Origin of the sequence: Alkaliphilus transvaalensis ATCC 700919 (genome assembly GCF_000621485.1) — a bacterium.
Lineage (GTDB): Bacteria > Bacillota > Clostridia > Peptostreptococcales > Natronincolaceae > Alkaliphilus > Alkaliphilus transvaalensis.
This window is the reverse complement of record NZ_KK211286.1, coordinates 211040-230230: the sequence shown is the minus strand read 5'-3', so window position 1 is coordinate 230230 and position 19191 is coordinate 211040. Positions and strand designations below refer to the sequence as shown.

The window sequence follows — 19191 nt, the reverse complement described above, 5'->3', positions numbered from 1 at the left end:
TATGAAAATACGTCTTGTAACAGATAGTGGTACAGATTTACCTTTGGAATTTGCTGAAAAGCATAATATTGAAGTTGTTCCCCTCAATGTATCCTTTGGTGATGAAGCCTATGCCGATGGGGTTGACATGGATCATGATCTTTTTTACTCAAAAATGGCTTCAACAGACTTATTGCCTAAAACTTCTTTACCATCACCGCAAGCTTTTTTAAATGCCTTTAATAAGTCAGACTCTGAAGATTCAATACTTTGCATAACCATTTCTTCAGCCTTAAGTGGAACTTATCAAAGTGCTATGATTGCAAAGGAAATGATTAAACGTAAAATAGAAGTAATTGATTCCTTACATGTCAGTATGGGTACAGGCCTGCAGGTTATGAAGGCCCATGAATTTATAGAAGCTGGCTTATCCTTCGAAGAAATTAAAGAAAAACTGATGGAATTAAGACATACGATGCAATCCTTTGTGGCAATCGATAATTTAGATAATGTCATTAAGGGAGGAAGAATTTCCAATTGGAAGGGTAGCATTGCAAAGATAATGCAGATTAAACCCATCTTAAAAATGGCTCCCGATGGAAGCCTAAAAGTGGTTGAAAATGTTAGGGGAAGAAAAAAACAATTAAAACGACTTATTGATTTTATTCAAGAAACTGGAAAGGACATCAGTCAGAGTTCTTTATCTATTCTCCATTCGAAGGCTTCTGAAGCTGATCTTTCTTTTATAGAACAGCAAATAAAAACACTGTTTAATCCTAAAAATATCATTATTGGTGAACTTGGCCCAATAATGGGGAGTCATGGTGGTTTTGGTGCTATTGCAGTATTGTTTTAATTGACGATAAACCCTTTGTTTTTTAGACTTTTATGTAAATATAACAAAAAAATGATAAGACCATATTAAGTTGATTTTTACCTAATATGGTCTTACTTCTATAAAATATACTATTCTTGGTTATATGGTACTGCTTCATCTAACCTTGGCGTAATGAATTCGCCTTCTTCAATTAAAATATGACCCGATTCGTAGGGTAACCCATCTATTGTAATGACAACTTTTTCAACATTAAAGTAGTCTCCGAAAGTATTACCTACACTGGTTAGAATCTGGCTCTCTAAAAAAGCACCTGCCACCATTTCAGTAATAAAAGCCCTGTTAAAATCTACCGAAACCATCCATTCTTCTCGGTTGAAGATAATTTCATTTATTACTGCATTTTCCCCCATAACAACATTGATCTCATCTGCTGGTGGTTCTTTAAGGAACTCTTCTAACTTTCTTTCAATCTGATCATTTGATTGAAGCTGAATTTGTTCTTCTGTATAAACGATCTTTTCCTTTAAAAAATCTGGATAATATATACGCACATGCTGCTCTAAGGGAGTATTCGTAACTACCTCTTCTAATGTCGTCACTATTTCAAATTCTCCACTATCAAAAACAGTTTTAACTAAACCTACTCCTACTGCGAAATAATTGATTGATTTAGAGCCTTCATCATTAGTTGTGGTAACTTCAATGGCTTCATATGATTTATGGGGTGTCTCAATAGTGATATTAACACCAGTAATTTCTCTTTCTCTGCCATCAGATAAACTCCACTTAGTTCCTTCTTGGAAGGGTTTCATCAGTAAAACTTCTTCGTGGTTATTATTATCTTGTTGCTTTTTTTCAACTACTTCATTAATAAAATTATGGGAAAAATAAATTTCTTCATATGATGCAATTAACCTTAATTCTGTATCGGTTACTTCATACACCTGTGCCAATGTTGTACCAGGGTTACTAACCTTCATCTGATAATATTGATCCTGAATAAATTCAAAAAATACTTCCTTTTCTGCATATTCATTGCCTATTCCCTGATAGACTAAATGTGTATTTTCTAAAAATGGGAAATAGTCCTTCACACTGTACTCTTCTGCTCCTTGATTTGGATCAGGGGTAGGCGTAGCTGTACAACTGGTTAGAACAAGAACTACCATAAGTAATGCTAAAATTTTTTTCATATGACCAACCTCCTCTTGTGATTAGGTTTACCTTTCCCTTATAAATTAGACGTAAAATAACTAATTTTGTTCCAGTCACCTATACTCATATCTTAATAATACCCACTTTAGATGGATAAAAAACTTAGAAAGTAGTCCATCTAATTTAATGGGACTACTTTCATATCTACCACTTACTTAATATACTATTTATTTTATCTACCAACATTGACGATGCAACATTATTAAGTCCACCTTCTGGAATAATGATATCAGCCCTTTTTTTACTAGGCTCAATAAAGGCTTCATGCATGGGCTTTACAGTATTTAAATATTGGTTAACTACAGAGTCTATGTCACGCCCCCGCTCTTTAATATCACGTATTAGTCTTCTGGCAAAACGAATATCGGCATCTGTATCAACAAACACTTTAATATCCATAAGATCCACTAACTTTGGATTTTCAAATATTAATATTCCCTCTATTACAATGACCGGTTTAGGTTCTTCAAATACAAGCTCTTTTAATCTTACATGCTCAACAAAGGAATACACTGGCCTTTCTATCGGTTTAAAACTTTTTAGTTTTGTAATGTGATCTATTAGTAGGTCGGTATCAATTGAGTTTGGATGGTCAAAATTTAGCTTACATCTTTCTTCATAAGATAGATTTTCAAAGGATCGATAATAATAATCTTGACAAAGGAGTAATAGGTCATTTTGAAAATCATCTTTAAGCTTTTTAGCTAAGGTTGTTTTTCCTGAGCCTGTCCCTCCTGCAATTCCAATTATAACTGGTTGTTTCATTACTTATGCCTCCTATATGTAACTCCGTTTAGTAGATGAGGAAATTGCAAAATTAGTGATAGATAATATTAATGCATCAATCGAAACAAATTATTAATGTTTTAGTTATGCAATTTCTCAGGTAAATTATTGGGTGGTTCTTAAAAACAGTTATTAACTTTATTTTATCTAATTTAATTCTTTTCTATTATACATGTTTTGTAATAAAAATTGAAGTTAATTTCATCTATTGGGATATTATTCTTGTTAAATATAACCCAGAGACTTTGAAAATAATAATATAAAGGAGTGTGATAAAATGACAAAAAACAATTTTAAAGCTAGACACATGGGTGAACCAGTAGAAAAACATGATACTGCTGCATGGGCTAACATTGAAGATTTAAAGCCTGTTTCTAGGGTTCCCATCCCTAGTGAGGTTCAAGTAAAAAATGCGAAAGAATATGTTGATACTAATCAAAAATAAAGCAAAAAAAATATGAAACCTAAAAGAAGGGGATTAGGCCCCTTCTTTTAAAGTTTCATTGTGCAATTCCCTCCATTAATTGAAAATTTTAGACAGACCTGTTATATACTACTCAAATTTCATTTCTGCATATCTCCTATAATTGTCATATCTTTCTTTTGCGTTACTCTCCGCTTCATTAAATAACTCATCCGCAACTTCTGGGAAGACATTCATAATTTGTGAGTACCTAATTTCACTTTCTAAGAACTCTCTAAAGGATCCCTTCGGCTCTTTAGAATCTAAAATGAATGGATTCTTCCCTTCAGCTTTAAGCATTGGATTATAACGATATAAATGCCAATAGCCAGCTTCAACTGCCTTCCTTTCTTGGGCGACACTTGTTCCCATTCCAGTTTTTATTCCATGACTTACACATGGTGCGTAACAGATAATTAATGAAGGTCCGTTGTAGGCTTCAGCCTCTTTCATTACCTTAACTACATGATTCATATTTGCCCCCATCGAAATCTGAGCCACATATACATAACCATAAGTCGTAGCCATTAAACCTAAGTCTTTCTTTCTTATTCTTTTTCCTCCGGCGGCAAACTTTGCAACGGCAGCTGTTGGTGTAGATTTTGAAGATTGTCCACCGGTATTAGAATAGATTTCTGTATCCATTACCAATAGATTGATATCTTCTCCTGATGCAAGGACATGGTCTAGACCACCATAACCAATATCATAAGCCCAACCATCGCCACCAATTGCCCATACAGATTTTTTAGTTAAATAATCTTTCTTCTCTAAGATTTCTTTAACAATTGGATTATCCTTATGATCATGCTCTTTTAACAGTTTGTACAGTTTGATAGACGCTTCTTTAGAAGCCTCTCCGTCTTCCATGTTCTCTAACCAATCTCTACAGGCATCTTTACATTCTTCATCTAAATCTGAGTTAATGGCTTCTTTCATTATGTGAGCTAACCTTGCCCTCATCTGCTTAACAGCCAAATACATGCCATAACCATACTCTGCATTATCTTCAAATAACGAATTTGACCAAGAGGGACCTCTTCCACAGGGCTTAGTAGCATAGGCTACAGAAGATGAGCTGGCTCCCCAAATTGATGAACATCCTGTTGCATTGGCAATCATCATTCGATCACCAAATAACTGAGTTAATAATTTGACATAAGCCGTCTCACCACATCCAGCACAGGCTCCAGAGAATTCTAATAGTGGTTGGGCAAATTGACTACCTTTGACACTAAACTTATCCATTAGATCATCTCTATAGGGAAGATTATTAGCAGCATATTCCCAGTTTTCAGCTTGTCTAAGGGTTTCTTCTTCAGCATTAACCATTACTAGAGCCTTACCTGGAGCAGGACATATATCAGCACAATTTGAACATCCTGTACAATCTAAAGGTGTAATCTGAATGCGATAGTGATAGTTTTCTAACCCTTTACCAATAGCCTTTTTCGTCTCAAAGGTTTCTGGTTTAGTTTTCATCTCTTCATCATTAAGCAGGAAAGGTCTTATAACAGCATGGGGACAAATATAAGAACATTGATTACATTGAATACATTTATCGGTCTGCCATTGAGGAATCATAACAGCAATGCCCCGTTTTTCATAGGCAGTGGTGCCTAGTGGGAAAGTACCATCTTCCATTCCTTTAAATGCACTTACTGGCAGTTCATCTCCCTCAGCTTTAGCCATGGGCCATTGAATCTCTCTAATGAAGTCTGGTACTTCCTTAATGACTCTGGCCTCATCCTTAACATCTGCCCAGTTATCTGGTACCTCTACTTTGATTAAACCTTTAATACCACCATCTACAGCCTGTACATTCATCTCAACTATTTCTTCACCTTTTTTACCATAGGTATCTTCTATTGCTTCCTTTAAGTAACTTACAGCTTCATCAATTGGAATTACTTTAGATAACTTAAAGAAGGCAGCCTGCATAATCATATTAATTCTTCCACCTAACCCAATTTCTTGAGCTATTTTAATAGCATCAATTATATAAAAATCTGCATTTTTTTCTGCCAATGCTCTTTTTATTGAAGCAGGTAATTTTTCCTCTAATTCTTCTTTAGTCCATGGACAATTTAATACAAAGGTTCCGTTTTTCTTCATACCTTTTAATAAATCATAAAGATATAAATAAGATTTATTGTGACAAGCTACGTAATCTGCACTGTAAACTAAATATGGTGATCTGATGGGTTCTTTTCCAAAGCGAAGATGGGAAATTGTAGTCCCTCCGGATTTCTTGCTATCGTAGGAGAAATAGCCTTGGGCATATAAGTTGGTTTTGTCTCCTATAATTTTAATGGCTGTTTTATTAGCCCCAACTGTTCCATCAGAACCTAATCCCCAGAACATACATTGAATGGTTCCCTCTGCTGAAGTTTCAATGATCTCTTCTTCTGGTAAAGAGGTATTTGATACATCATCTACAATCCCGATGGTAAACTGATCTTTTGGTTGACTTGCCTTTAAATTTTTAAATACAGCTAAAATTTGAGATGGTCTAGTATCTTTAGAGCCTAAGCCATATCTTCCTCCTACAATAATTGGTTGCTCGTCTCTTCCATAGAATAGATTTCTAACATCTTCATATAAAGGCTCTCCTAAGGACCCTGGTTCCTTAGTTCTATCTAATACTGCAATCTTCTTCACAGTTTTTGGGAACACATTGAAGAAATACTTAGCTGAGAAGGGTCTGTAGAGATGCACTTTTAGAAGCCCTATTTTTTCACCTTTAGAAGTTAAATAATCTATTGTCTCTTCGATGGTATCACAAACAGAGCCCATTGCAATGATAATATTTTCTGCATCCTTTGCCCCATAGTATGTAAAGGGGTGATACTCTCTTCCAGTTATTTTATTAATTTCTTGCATATAGTTTTCTACTATATCTGGTACGGCTTCAAAATATGGGTTAGCTACTTCTCTTCCTTGGAAATAAATATCAGGATTTTGAGCTGTCCCTCTCGCTACTGGATGTTCAGGATTTAATGCTCGATCTCTAAATGCCTTAATTGCTTGATAATCTAGAAGCTTTTCTAAGTCTTGATAGTCCATTACCTCAACTTTTTGATATTCATGGGAAGTTCTAAAACCATCAAAAAAGTGAAGGAAGGGAACCCTAGATTTGATTGCAGCCAAATGGGCAACTCCTGCTAAGTCCATAACCTCTTGCACACTACTAGTAGCCATGAGGGCAAAACCTGTTTGCCTCGTAGCCATAACATCTTGATGATCTCCAAAGATAGATAGGGCTTGAGCTGCAACTGCCCGTGCACTTACATGGAATACAGCAGGTAATAGTTCCCCCACCATTTTATACATATTAGGGATCATTAATAAAAGCCCTTGGGATGCAGTATAGGTTGTTGTTAATGCCCCACCTTGGAGTGAACCATGAACTGTGCCTGCTGCTCCTGCTTCTGATTGTAACTCTACAACTCTTACTGGCTGGCCAAATAAATTTTTCTTTCCATGGGCAGCCCATTCGTCAACCCCTTCTGCCATTGGTGTAGAAGGGGTAATGGGATAAATGGCTGCTACATCGGTAAAGGCATAGGAGATATATGCTGCAGCCTCATTCCCATCCATTGTTTTCATTTTCTTAGTCATGTTTAACCTCCTTTAAATCTTTTTGAAGGACCTATATAGATTAGTATTTTTTGTTAGTCCACTTAAATTTTATTATTTCTCTTTTTTTAAATATCATGCTAAAGTCCAGAATTTATTACAAAAATAGAAGTCTAAACAAAAAAACAGCCCCTATTACATCCTGATAGTAATATTGACTGTTTTTGAATTTAAATTTATATAGATTTATTTAAATTTATTTAGATTTATTGACTTCTATTCAAATCTTTGTGTAGCTCTAAAGTAATTCGCATTTTATGTAGTATATTCTTATCTTATCTGTAATCCTTCTTATCATTTTTCTTATTTCACTTTTTTAGCTACCAACTACACTAAGTCCATTAAATAATATAGCAGGTGAATAGCCCATGGTATAGAATATAACCCCCATTGGTTCAAGCTTTGTTCCTACTGCTTCTATCTTCATTAAGTCTTCATAGATATTCCCAGAAACCATTGTATCCATAACCTTTCCAACTAATTTGCCATCTTCGATTAAGTATCCGCAGCCAATGTTTAAGGAATATTCTCCAGCTGGAATATTACCCGTATGGGTTCCCATTACCGAATCTATATATATTCCCTTTTTAATATTTTTAATTAATTCATCATCGGCAAGCTGATTGGTGCCTTCAATTAAGAAGTTGCTACTATCAATAGCAGGTTGATCTTCGATATCATTAGAAAACATAGTTCTTTTAAATGCATTACCTGTAGCTTTCATGTTTAACTTCTCTTCTCCCGATACAGAAACAAGGTAGTTCTTTAAAATACCCTTTTCCACAAGGACAGTTTCATTAGTGGGTATTCCCTCGTCATCAAATGGACAACTGGCAAAACCATTTTCTAATTTTCCATGATCCTTTATTGTTATAACCTCTGAAGCAATTCTTTCACCAATTTTATTTTCTAAAGGAGAGACTTTTTTAATGACATTACCAGCATTCACCCCCGATAATAATCGTGTCATTAAGGAGCCCATCGCATTACCACTAAATACAACTGGCATTTTGCCTGTGGGAACATTAACTCTATTTTGGCTGATTTTATGTTTCTTAATGATGGCCGCTACTTCCTCTTTAGTAAATGCTCTAAAATTAGCTGAGAATATAGAGGAGTTCACTTCCATAAAGCCTTCTTTAGATTTGGTCATCACTCTAACTTCATATTGTGTTCTGTTATAGCTGTGGTCAAAACCGCTGGTATTAATTATGTGGATTTCCTGTACTGAACGATTAATCTGAACATCTGGGATAATAGACTCATCAATTGATTTAAATAAATCTAATATTCTTAAACCCTCCGTCGTTAGTTCTTCTGCAGACATGCTAGCTAATTTTTCATCATAGCATTTTACATCTTCGACTGGGAGGTTTTTAAATTTGAGAGTTTCCTCCTTTTGATATTGACTGGATAAAATAGCTCTTTCTATAATTGACTCATCATCTAGGGAGGTGGCAACTGCACTTCCATATCTTCCATCTTTGTTAATTCTTAGGGCTAATCCTAGAGTTTTAGACCCTTTTACCGATTGGATGCCACCATTTAAAATACTTAGTCCTGTACTGTAATTTTCTACCTTATAAAGCTCTGCTTCATCACATCTTTCTACGATATTCTCAAAAAGATTTCTCATTTTACTTCCCTCCTACTGCCATAGATTTTATTCTAATAAAAGGTGATCCATTTCCAGAGCCAATAAGGATCTGTCCATTTTTACCACAACCACCTCTTTTTCTCATATTTAAATCATCACCAATCATATCAATATTTTTTAGGGTAGTAAACAGATTACCTGTTAGTACAAGATCCCTAACCATCCCTTTAATTTCGCCCTTCTCTATGATATATCCACCTTGCACAGCAAAAGTAAACATTTCGCCAGAAGTTTGTCCTCCTGCCGAACCAAAGAGATATAATCCTCTTTCTGTTGCTTTTATCATTTCTTCTAAGGAATTTGGACCTTTGTCTATATAGATATTCCCCATTCGAACAATTGGACTAAATTCATAGTTTTTAGCTCTTGAATGCCCAGTAGGTTCTTCCCCAACATGGCTTGCCGTCTCCCTTGAATGCAGTCTTCCTGTAAGAAGGCCCTCTTTAATTAAGTAGGTTTTTTTACCTCTAACACCTTCATCGTCGTAGATATAGCTTCCAGGATACCCTTCCATTCCAGGATCATCTATTACATTTAGAATAGGGCTTGCAAATACCCTGCCTAACTCCATTGTCTCCTTTAATGCATCACTTCTAAGAAGATTATCAGCTTCACTTAAGTGTCCAAAGGCTTCATGGATAAATAGTCCACCAACCTCATGATCCAAAATAACATCGTACTTTCCACCCTTTATCGGTGTAGCAGAAAGAAGTGCCACAGTTTGTTCTGCCTTCTCTAGAACTTCTTTATCTTTATTGTACATATCTTCAAAACTATCATTTCCACCAAAGGCAAGTCTTGTTTGTTGCGTTAAACCATCTCTTTTAGACGTCATGGAAAAAGCAAACCCACAGATTAATTGTTCCTGTTCAACTCGAGTACCCTCATTATTAATGAATACTTTTTGAGAATATTGTTCATAGTATTCCCCTTCAACAACAGCTATTTCTTTAACTTCAGCTGCCAGCATACAATAATGTAATAGTAGATCTTTTTTCTCGTCTATTGAGATTTTCCTTGGATCAACAATAGGTGTTAAAATTACTTTATCTACAGTAACAGGCACCTTTGCCAATTCTTTATTTCCTGGTATTTGGTTACTAAATGCTATACTTTCTTCCACTGCTTGTTTTGCATCCTCTAGCTTATTAAATGAAAAGGAACCAAATGCCCCACCTAAAAGTGCTCTTGCATGGCCACCTTTTTTATTGGTAACACTAACTTCTTTAACCTCATCATTTTTTACTTTTATCGAGGTAGTTGCTAATGTTTCATACCGAATATCTTGATAGCCCTCATTTGTTAAAGCTTTTTGCAAACTATTAATATCCATAAAGCTCCCTCCTTTTAATTACTGTAACTTCTTTTCAATTGCTCTTTATACCATTTATTTGCCTTTAGCTATATAATTCTTTTTTTATGTATAATTTCCTCTTTTTTTATTTAGAATTGCGAAATTTTTTAGAATATTGATATGCAAAAAAACGATAGAATAGATTTTTTAGGATCTACTCCATCGTTTTTACGTTGTCTATTTATTGATGATTCTTTATCCCTGTTTAACAGAAATAAGATTTTCTTCTGTTTTTTTATTAGATATATTAGGAGATTTAGTAATTAAGCACAACAATGCACCTAATACACTTAATAAGGCAGAAGTAGTATAACTAATTGCATAACCACCTGTATAGTCTCTAACTAAACCACCCAGTAACGGGCCAAATACTCCACCAATTCCCCATGCAGTAATGATCATACCATAGTTCATACCAAAGTTCTTCATCCCATAGTAGTCAATGCACAATGTAGGGAATAAAGTTGCTGCTCCACCAAAAGTAAAGCCAACTACAGCAGTACCAAACATTAAAGTTAAAGGTGTTGTCAGTTTAGAGAAAACCATAAAAATAATTACTTGTAATGCAAAAGTTAAGAATAGTGTTTTCATCCGCCCTAGTTTATCAGATATCACACCACAGCCAATTCGACCTGAGAAATTTGCCACCGCATAAATTGCAATTAATGTATAGGCAGAATTAAAACCTGCTTGCTCTATTCCTATTCTAGCTAATTGACCCGTTAATAATAATCCTGCAAAAGTACCGAAGCAAAACATAGTCCATAATAAATAAAACTGTTTCGTTTTTAATACTTCACGCCAATTATAATTAACAGCATTAACCTCCTGCTGGGTTTTATTAACAGCCTCATCTTTAACAACATAATCTTTAGGAGGGTTGGAAATGGCTTGTACCAGAATCATAATTATCGTGAAGAATCCGCCACTCATTAAAAAGAAGGAATTTTTAATTCCAAAACGATTAATCAGTGTTTCTGTAAGAGGAGCTATATAAACAGGCGCTAAACCGAAACCACTTACTACAATCCCTGATATTAACCCTCTCTTTTTGGAGTTAAACCACTTCACTGCTGCAGGTGTAGTTGCGGCATATCCAGTCCCCATCGCGGTTCCAAAAATAACTCCAAAGAAAATTGTTAAACCAGGTACCGATAAGAAGATCCCTGAAAAGAAGAAACCGATAGCTGCTAATACTGCCGAAGTCATGATAACCGGCTTTGGACCTAATTTATCTTGAAACTTACCTCCCGGTACCATAGAAAAAGCGAAAAATGCACAGGCTGCCATGTAAGGGATCTGGGTTTGTGTAGCTGTCCACCCCAACTCAGAAATCAATGCTTTAGCAATGATACTCCAAGCATATAATACACCTAGTGTTAGGTTTACACCAAGGGCTGCAATCGTTACCAACCAGGCCTTACTAAAATTCTTTTTTGTCATTAATCTTCCTCCTTAAAAGTTATAAACTAATATAGCCTATGCATTATGAAAAATATGTTATATTATAATGTCGTATTTTGTCACATTGCTGGCATAATAATTATAGTACATGGATTGAATAAAAGGAAGATAAATTTTTAGTCTCAATAAAGATGGAATATATTGATTTTTCAGCTTTTTTAACCATAAAAAACCATATCAATTCATTCCTGTATTGATATGGTTTTCATGTTTTTATTTTTTAAATTTCATTATACTTAGGGGATAAGCTTTCTTATGCCTTCTAAAGTTTTGTGTCATCCACTTGATCTAACCATTGTTGTATCGGCCCAATGATAGATTGGATACAACCCTCCTCAAAAGGATTTCTTAGTTTTGCTAATTCTACCAATTCTAGGAAGGACTTGCTTCCACCAGCTTGGCATAAGGTTAAATAGTCCTTCCAAGCTTCTTTATGGTTTTCATTATTCTTAACCCAGAATTGCATTGCGCATACTTGTGCTAAGGTATAGTCGATATAATAGAAGGGTGAGCCAAAAACATGACCTTGTCTAAACCAGAAACCACCTCTATTTAAAAAGTCATTATCTTCATAATCTCGATGGGGTAAATATTTCTCTTCGATTCTTCTCCAAGCTTGTTTTCTTTCTGTTGGTGTCGCTTCTGGGTTCTCATAAACCCAGTGCTGGAACTCATCCACCGTTACACCATAGGGAATAAATAAAAGAGCAGAACTTAAGTGGGTAAATTTGTATTTTGCTTCATCCTCTTCAAAGAATAAATTCATCCACGGCCATGCAAAGAATTCCATACTCATAGAATGGATTTCGCAAGCTTCATAAGTAGGGAATCCATACTCTGGTACTTCATAATTTCTACTACTATATACTTGGAAGGCATGCCCTACCTCATGGGTTAATACATCAACATCTCCAGAAGTTCCATTAAAGTTTGAGAAAATGAAAGGTGACTTATATTTAGCTATATAAGTACAATAGCCTCCTCCTGCTTTTCCTTTTTTCGCCACAAGATCTAATAGTTCTTTATCTACCATGAAATTAAAGAATTCGTCTGTTTCTGGTGATAACTCTTTATACATTGTTTTACCATGATTAATAATCCAAGCCTCTTCTCCCTTTGGAGTAGCATTACCCGTTAAGAATTCAAGAGACTCATCATAATATTTTAAAGAGTCTAGCTGTAATCTTCTTGCTTGTCTTTCTCTCAACTTTGATGCAACTGGAACAATGGTGTCATAAACTTGCTTTCTATAGTTGGCAGCCATTTCAGCATTATAATCGGTTCTTTTAAGACGAGCATAGCCTAATTCAACAAAGTTGTTAAAGCCTAACTTTTTAGCTATTTTCGTTCGTACCTTCACCAATTTATCGTATATCTCATCAAACTGATCTTCCTTTTCTAGGAAGAACCCATTAAAGGCTTCATGGGCACTTTTTCGTGTCTCAAGGTCTTTAGACTCCATAAAAGCCATCATTTGAGATAAATTTCTTTCCTCTCCTTGAAAGTCTATCTTTGCTGAGGCCCTTAATTTTGTATATTGACTGGCCAGTTTATTTTCAGTTTGCAGATCTTCAACAATCTCTGGTGCAAAGGTCTTAAGTTGAACTTCAGCAATTCTAAATAGCTGTTTTCCCCACTTTTCTTCAAGCTCCTTTCTAAACTTCGAATCTACTAATGCTTGGTAAAGTTTACTTACTAACCCTTCGTACAGGGGCATCGCCTCGTCGATGAATTCTTGTTCCTTCTCATAATATTCGTCTGTTGTATCAATTGTATGTCTTACATGAACAAGACTTGACATCGTTTCAAATTCATTTCTAAGGTCATTTATTTCCTTCATTACTTGATCTTGAATTACTACAGAATCTGCATCATAGAATTTTTTCAGCAATACATCAAAATCTTTCTCCATTTGTTTCATGTCTGGTCTTACATATTGATAATCTTTAAAAGTTAACATTACAATGCCTCCATCCCTTATTAAGTTTGTCTAGTTAAATATGTATTCTCCATTATTTCCTTTTATCCTCTATATAAATAAATTTATATAAATAAAAACTGCAAAATTTTATAAATTCACTAAATTAAGGCCTATGTAATTAATGGGAATAAGTCACAATGGGTTTACATAATGTCATTTATCCCTTATAATAACTTTTAATGCAATAGTCAACAACTGCTGAATCCTATTTATTAGGTACGGAGGAACCAATGTTGGGGTTAATCCACATCGTATACTTGCGATTTGGTAGGGAGCCTTCTATCCCGAGCCCGTCAGCTAACTTCGGAAGCATACTAAGGAAGGAGTGTTTGAAAAAATGCAGAAGCATACTAAAAAAATGATTGCAATTTGTTTAGTCCTACTTTTCGTGTCAATTCAAGTAGTTAGCGTCTCGGCGGTTCCCTTTACAAGGACTCTAATGTTTGGTAGCCGAGGTAGTGATGTCTCAAGATTACAACAGGAATTAAAAAACAGAGGTTATTTTAACCATTCAGTTACAGGTTACTATGGTCAGATAACCGAAAGGGCTGTTATTAATTTCCAGATCGCAAGTCGAATTAGAATTGACGGCATAGCAGGACCCCAAACCCATTCAGCTTTATTTGGTAATAGTGCTACTGCTACTACTGTTTCCAGAGGGGCTTCCCCTGCCAGAAACTATTCTAACGATGATGTTTATTGGCTATCAAGAATTATCCATGCAGAAGCCCAAGGAGAGCCGTACCAAGGTATGGTTGCTGTGGGAAATGTCGTATTAAATAGGGTAAACTCTAGAGAGTTTCCCAACTCAATTTACAGTGTTATCTTTGAATATTATGGTAGCATCCCACAATTTAGTCCAGTTGCAGACGGATCAATTTATAACACGCCATCCCAGAGAAGTATTGATGCTGCAAGGGAATCATTAAACGGCGCAAGACCAGTAGGTAATGCCACATATTTCTTTAACCCAGATAAAGCAGCTGGAACATGGATCGTTAGAAATAAAAGCTATGTTACCAGGATTGGGGCCCATGTCTTTTATCAATAATTTTTGATTATTTAATAATCTAAAGAGATTATTTCTAATATCTAAATTTTAATTCTTCAACTGAGTAGTTTGGCTACTCAGTTGTTTTTTTAGTATTATTTAGCTTTATTCAAGATCAGCATACATATATGATCAAATTTAACTTTAATAATTATCTTTAATAATTAGCTTTAATGTTAAACTTTAATGTTAAACTTTAATGTTTGCTTTAACGTTTAACTTTAGTTCGTATACTAATACATAATTGGTAAAGTATTTCCACCATAAGGCATAAGGGTAATTTTAGGATTTTTGCTACTGATTTGGTAGGCTAGATTCAATGCTTCTTCTACTGATTTAGCAGGAATAAAACCCAATTCTTCTACAACTACCTTAGGCAACGCTGAAATTAATATTAATTTTCTATATTTAGCTGTATAGGCAGTCTTATAGGCAGCATAGCCTGGTACAGTAAAGTTTTGCTTTAAGGCACCTTCCATCTCCTCTAAGGTTTTGTATTGAAACCACTCTAAAAATTCTTCTGCCCCAAGTCCTTCACTACACTCAGAAGCTAATATAATTACACTACCTTCTTTTCCTCCATACAGGCAGTTATCCATAGTTTTAACTGTTTGATATAGATTTATATCCTTTGGATAGCCCCCTGCCGATGCGATGATGATGTCTGCTTTTTCTTGTATTTCTATTCCATACATGTTCCGTATTGTATCACAGCCTTCTAACCATGCTAATTCAAAATCTCCGCCTACAAATCTTATGAAATTTCCTTCAGTATCTAAAACAACATTAAATAAAAAGTCTGGCTTAATTTGTCTACAAATATCCGTTATATCTTCTCTCATTGGATTTTCTTGTATTTTATTTGCAGCAGCCTTTGTGTTTAAGCCCGTACCTTCCCCTTCATTAAAAGTTAGCCTGTGGTTATACTGGATGGTTTCTAAGCCTGCAACTCCAGGAACAATTGATTTTGCCCCACCACCAAATCCTGCAAATAGATGGAATAGGATGCCACCTGTAATGATGATTCTATCAGCCTCCATTACTCTTTTATTAATATAAATTGGTGTTTTAAGTTTAGAAGCTCCTAGATAAACCAGTTCATCATTGTTAAAACAATCATGATCATATACCATAACCCTATCGTATACCTCTTTGCCTACAATTTTTTCTTTTTCTTCTTCTGTTGAGGCTCTATGGGTTCCTAATGCAATAATCACCTCGATATGATGGTCATTTATTCCGATCTCATTTAAATAATTTACAATGTGTATTAAGAAATAATTGGTTTTAATCCAAAGTCTTGTGATGTCACTGACAACAATTGCTATTTTCTCTCCTGAGTTTATAACCTCCTTTAATGGTTTTGTTCCAGTTGGATTCTCTAATACTTCCACTACAGACTTTTTTAAATTCTCTAGGGGAGCTATAGAATTGGGAGTTAATGTGTGAATAATTTTATCTTCGTCAACTTCCAAGTGAAGATTTGCTTTTCCATACTTTAAGCGATAATTTAACATTTACTGCACCTCCTAAAATAATCATAAAAATAACCCCTTCTCTGGGAGAAAGGGTTTTAATATACTAAAATTTCATTTTTAGTCGCTTCTCATCTACCAGAACAACGTCTGCTGGATTTAGCACCGTCACGAATGTGTGGTTGCTGAAACTTCATCGGGCCAGTCCCTCGGTTTCTCTTGATAAGATCATATTAAATTTTTTGAACAAAGTCTTCCAAGTAAATTTTAAGGATGACTTCATTGAAATTTATTACAAAAAGTTCCAAATAGTTCTTTTATATTGAAAATTAAAGTAAAGCTTTCTTATTCATTATAAATTTTTTTGTATTTATTAATTATAAAAGCTGGCACCTCAATTGTCAAGACATTAGATTGATTTGATTTTAGGTTCCTATTATTCAACTGGTATCTTAATTATCTGATTGTAATCTTCAGTAAAACTCATTCTTTCAATGTTTAATTGAAGTTTTTCACCAGTTGATGGGAAGTTTAATGTTCTGGTATGAACAATACTACCATCCTGTAGCTTATCATAACCAACCGCAACAGTTTCCTTCAAATTAACTCTGCTGCCATCAATGATAAGATACACCTTTGTTAAAACAATATCCTCTGCAGTGGTTATAGTAACATAAGTGTTGCCATTTTCTTCAAGTACCCCATCAATTTTAATTTCTTTACCTAACACTTCGATATTGCTGTTATCTTGGTTCTTGTTTAGTTCAACTTCACCTTCAACATCTCGGTCAACAGAAAAACTTTCAAGGTGAATTTCAAGGGTATGGAGGTCTGTTGGTAGGGCATCAAAACGATTTTCAAATGTCATACCATTTAAGTCTGTAGTTAAACCAGCTCCAAAATTATGAACTTCTTTACCATTTGCCAACAATTTAATATTCACCTGATTCGGTCTCATTCTTTCTCCTAGCATCTGATCTTTTGCTAGCTGGAAAATACTCTGAAGCCTACCATTGATTATGGTTTGGGTTGGAGAAGCCACTATAGATTCAACTTTAATTGTGGTATACTCCACTTGAAAAGTTTTATTAATATTCTTTTTTAAGCTTGGCTTCATGGCTTTACTTCTATCTATTGTGAAATTAATGGAGGCCTCTTCCCAATGGTCTTCTAATTTAAGCGAAGTTTTAAATTGGAGACTCTTTTCATAAAACCTTGGGGCTTCAAAAGCCATTAACCATTTAATTTCATTTTCACCTTCAATGATTTCACCTTGCCCATACAGCATCCGATAATTTCTAGTTAACCCTTTAAGATGCATTTGGGAAGGATATTCACTTGCTTCTAATGCTCCACTTGGCTCTTTAACTGTAAAGAAGGCTAAGAGTTGCCCTTCATCCATCATTACTCCATCTAGTGTAATGGTAATCCCATTTTCAAAGGTATAACTTTCACCTATCACTTGTCCTCTACCTAATTCATTTAGTTCTTTTAAGGTACCATTCATCACATTATCATAACCCAACAGCTTCTTACTGTAGTAAGCTAATGTATTAAAATTGTAACTAACCATAAATACGATTAATAATATTGCGGCAACCTGTAGCCATTTTCTATTAAGTATTTTTTTGTTTTTCCTACCCTTATTTTTCAAGACAGTAGTTAGTCTATCTTCTAATTCTAAAGGGACTTCCATTGCTTCAATTTGTTTTTTTCTGTCTAACAATAATTCTTCAACCTTTTTCATAACCTTCACCTCCCATACTTTCTTTTAATTTTTTTAGTCCAATAGATAGTCTAGACTTTACTGTACCTAAAGGGATTTTCAAAATTGATGCAATGGTTTCGTATTCTAAGTCTAAAAAATACCTAAGTTTTAAAACCTCTTGATGTTGTTCCTTTAATTGAGAAAGATACTTATCTAAAAGAAGTTGATCTTCCTTTTGTTCAATCTCCCCTTCTGTAAACGCTTCTTTGATTTGATCTATTGATACAAACTTTTTCTGATTTTTCAATTGTTTTTTGCAGCAATTAACTAAAATCGTTTTACTCCAGCTATAAAAAGCTTCTTCTTTTTTTAGTTGATGAATTTTATCATACAAAAGAATAATCATATCTTCCATAGCATCTAAAGAGTCTTCTTTGTTTTTCATATAGATATAGGCTAACTTATAATATTCTTGTTCTTTCAACATGATCAACTTAACTAAAGCTTCTTTATCGCCTTTTTTTGCTTTTATGACCAAGCTTTCAGTTTCCACTTTAACACCCCACTCTCCTATATAGGAGTATTCGAAAAGATAAAAAGTTCATTTTAATTTTATTAACTTAATTTTATTAACTATCATAAAGATCCATTATTAATCAGGAAATTGCATAGCTAATTTTAATTCAGGTTGATGACATCATACAAATTACTCAAATCCAAAATAGAAAAGTACTTTTAAACATATTTTACACATATTTTACTATCTAAAGGAATCTACTATTTTTTAGCGAATATCATAATAGCACTTATCTAAATGTGAGAGTCTTCTACAGGCCTAAATCATTTGTCTTCATTAAAGAACTTAGTCTTTCTTCGGATGATTAAAAAGATAACTTTAGCGAAGTAAGTAAGGGAATTACGCAATTTAATCCAACTACATAGGTTATCGCCTTATGTTGAAACTCATTCGCAAAGTTCTTTTATATTAAAATAATTAAAATGGAACTTTTCTATTCGTTATCAAAAAATAAATGAAAGGAATTAATTATAATGTTAGTTGAGTAAACTAAATGGTATTTAATTTCAGATTATGGCATTATGAAATTTTCCTCATTTAAATAATATTAGCCAATAAGGAGTGAGTTTATGGCAAGGCAGGTTAAGAAATTTTATCGTTTCTTATTATGGTTTTTTGCAACAGTAATTGCAAGTGGTTCTTTAACAGGTTGTAGAAACAACCAATCTCAAGTAGCTATGTATGGGCCTCCCCCACGGGAATTCTACACAATGAATGGTCGTGTACAGCAAGAAAATGGAGAGGGAGTAAATAATATTAAAATCACAATTGCAGATACAGACGACACTATATTTACATCTGAAGATGGTACTTTCACAATTGAGAACATGGACTTTATGAATAAGAATGTCGTCACTTTAGTCGTGGAAGACATCGATGGAACAGAAAATGGTGGAGAATTTCAAAACCAGACCTTACATATTACAGATTTTACTAGTCAAACAATTGAAATAGAGTTAGAATCTAAACAACAAGATTAATTTTGGTAGTATTACATAAATATT

The 19191-nt window shown here is 34.4% G+C and carries 14 protein-coding genes and 2 riboswitches; of the genes, 4 read left to right on the top strand and 10 right to left on the bottom strand.

Annotated elements, in window-relative coordinates; all coding sequences use genetic code 11:
• The first annotated feature begins 1 nt into the window (after position 1).
• Positions 2–835 carry a DegV family protein gene (locus T335_RS0116455; protein ID WP_026478511.1) on the top strand — a complete coding sequence of 278 codons (834 nt, stop codon included), beginning with the start codon at positions 2–4 and terminating at the stop codon, positions 833–835.
• Positions 836–945: 110 nt separating this feature from the next.
• On the opposite strand, the gene T335_RS21085 is transcribed toward T335_RS0116455, so the two are convergent.
• Both T335_RS21085 and udk read right to left on the bottom strand, forming a co-directional pair.
• Positions 946–2010, bottom strand: coding sequence for a GerMN domain-containing protein (locus T335_RS21085; protein ID WP_051569361.1), 1065 nt, complete (start codon positions 2008–2010; stop codon positions 946–948).
• 166 nt (positions 2011–2176) lie between these two features.
• Entirely contained in the window at positions 2177–2797 is a 621-nt protein-coding gene (gene udk, locus T335_RS0116445; RefSeq protein ID WP_026478510.1) for a uridine kinase, read from the bottom strand.
• 298 nt (positions 2798–3095) lie between these two features.
• Here udk and T335_RS22080 point away from each other — a divergent pair, with 298 nt between their 5' ends.
• Positions 3096–3263 carry a CDIF630_02480 family spore surface protein gene (locus tag T335_RS22080; RefSeq protein ID WP_084281431.1) on the top strand — a complete coding sequence of 56 codons (168 nt, stop codon included), beginning with the start codon at positions 3096–3098 and terminating at the stop codon, positions 3261–3263.
• 108 nt (positions 3264–3371) lie between these two features.
• On the opposite strand, the gene nifJ is transcribed toward T335_RS22080, so the two are convergent.
• The 5 genes from nifJ to T335_RS0116415 form a co-directional block, all read right to left on the bottom strand.
• Positions 3372–6902, bottom strand: a complete 3531-nt coding sequence (nifJ, locus tag T335_RS0116435; protein WP_026478509.1) for a pyruvate:ferredoxin (flavodoxin) oxidoreductase — start codon at positions 6900–6902, stop codon at positions 3372–3374.
• A gap of 334 nt (positions 6903–7236) precedes the next feature.
• Complete coding sequence (locus tag T335_RS0116430) at positions 7237–8556, bottom strand: TldD/PmbA family protein (protein WP_026478508.1); 1320 nt, start codon at positions 8554–8556, stop codon at positions 7237–7239.
• 1 nt (position 8557) lies between these two features.
• Positions 8558–9910 (bottom strand): TldD/PmbA family protein, encoded by a 1353-nt coding sequence (locus T335_RS21080; protein ID WP_051569360.1) that lies wholly within the window; start codon positions 9908–9910, stop codon positions 8558–8560.
• 216 nt (positions 9911–10126) lie between these two features.
• Entirely contained in the window at positions 10127–11374 is a 1248-nt protein-coding gene (locus T335_RS0116420; protein ID WP_026478507.1) for an L-lactate MFS transporter, read from the bottom strand.
• Positions 11375–11657: 283 nt separating this feature from the next.
• Positions 11658–13355 (bottom strand): M3 family oligoendopeptidase, encoded by a 1698-nt coding sequence (locus T335_RS0116415; RefSeq protein ID WP_026478506.1) that lies wholly within the window; start codon positions 13353–13355, stop codon positions 11658–11660.
• A 207-nt stretch (positions 13356–13562) separates the two neighbouring features.
• Positions 13563–13704: riboswitch (cyclic di-AMP (ydaO/yuaA leader) on the top strand.
• A 9-nt stretch (positions 13705–13713) separates the two neighbouring features.
• On the opposite strand from T335_RS0116415, the gene T335_RS0116410 reads away from it, so the two are divergent.
• Complete coding sequence (locus tag T335_RS0116410) at positions 13714–14427, top strand: cell wall hydrolase (protein WP_026478505.1); 714 nt, start codon at positions 13714–13716, stop codon at positions 14425–14427.
• Positions 14428–14660: 233 nt separating this feature from the next.
• On the opposite strand, the gene larAH10 is transcribed toward T335_RS0116410, so the two are convergent.
• The 3 genes from larAH10 to T335_RS0116395 all read right to left on the bottom strand — a co-directional run bounded on the left by larAH10 (position 14661) and on the right by T335_RS0116395 (position 18163).
• Positions 14661–15944: an NPN-dependent 2-hydroxyacid racemase, LarAH10 family gene (gene larAH10 / locus T335_RS0116405; RefSeq protein ID WP_026478504.1), complete on the bottom strand. Its 1284-nt coding sequence runs from the start codon at positions 15942–15944 to the stop codon at positions 14661–14663.
• 86 nt (positions 15945–16030) lie between these two features.
• Positions 16031–16131: riboswitch (SAM riboswitch) on the bottom strand.
• 207 nt (positions 16132–16338) lie between these two features.
• On the bottom strand, positions 16339–17649 hold the full coding sequence (locus T335_RS0116400) for a DUF4179 domain-containing protein (protein WP_026478503.1): 1311 nt from the start codon (positions 17647–17649) through the stop codon (positions 16339–16341).
• On the bottom strand, positions 17636–18163 hold the full coding sequence (locus T335_RS0116395) for an RNA polymerase sigma factor (protein WP_026478502.1): 528 nt from the start codon (positions 18161–18163) through the stop codon (positions 17636–17638). The genes T335_RS0116400 and T335_RS0116395 overlap by 14 nt, the downstream gene beginning before the upstream one ends.
• A gap of 593 nt (positions 18164–18756) precedes the next feature.
• On the opposite strand from T335_RS0116395, the gene T335_RS0116390 reads away from it, so the two are divergent.
• On the top strand, positions 18757–19167 hold the full coding sequence (locus T335_RS0116390) for a radical SAM-associated putative lipoprotein (RefSeq protein WP_026478501.1): 411 nt from the start codon (positions 18757–18759) through the stop codon (positions 19165–19167).
• The last annotated feature ends 24 nt before the right edge of the window (positions 19168–19191 follow it).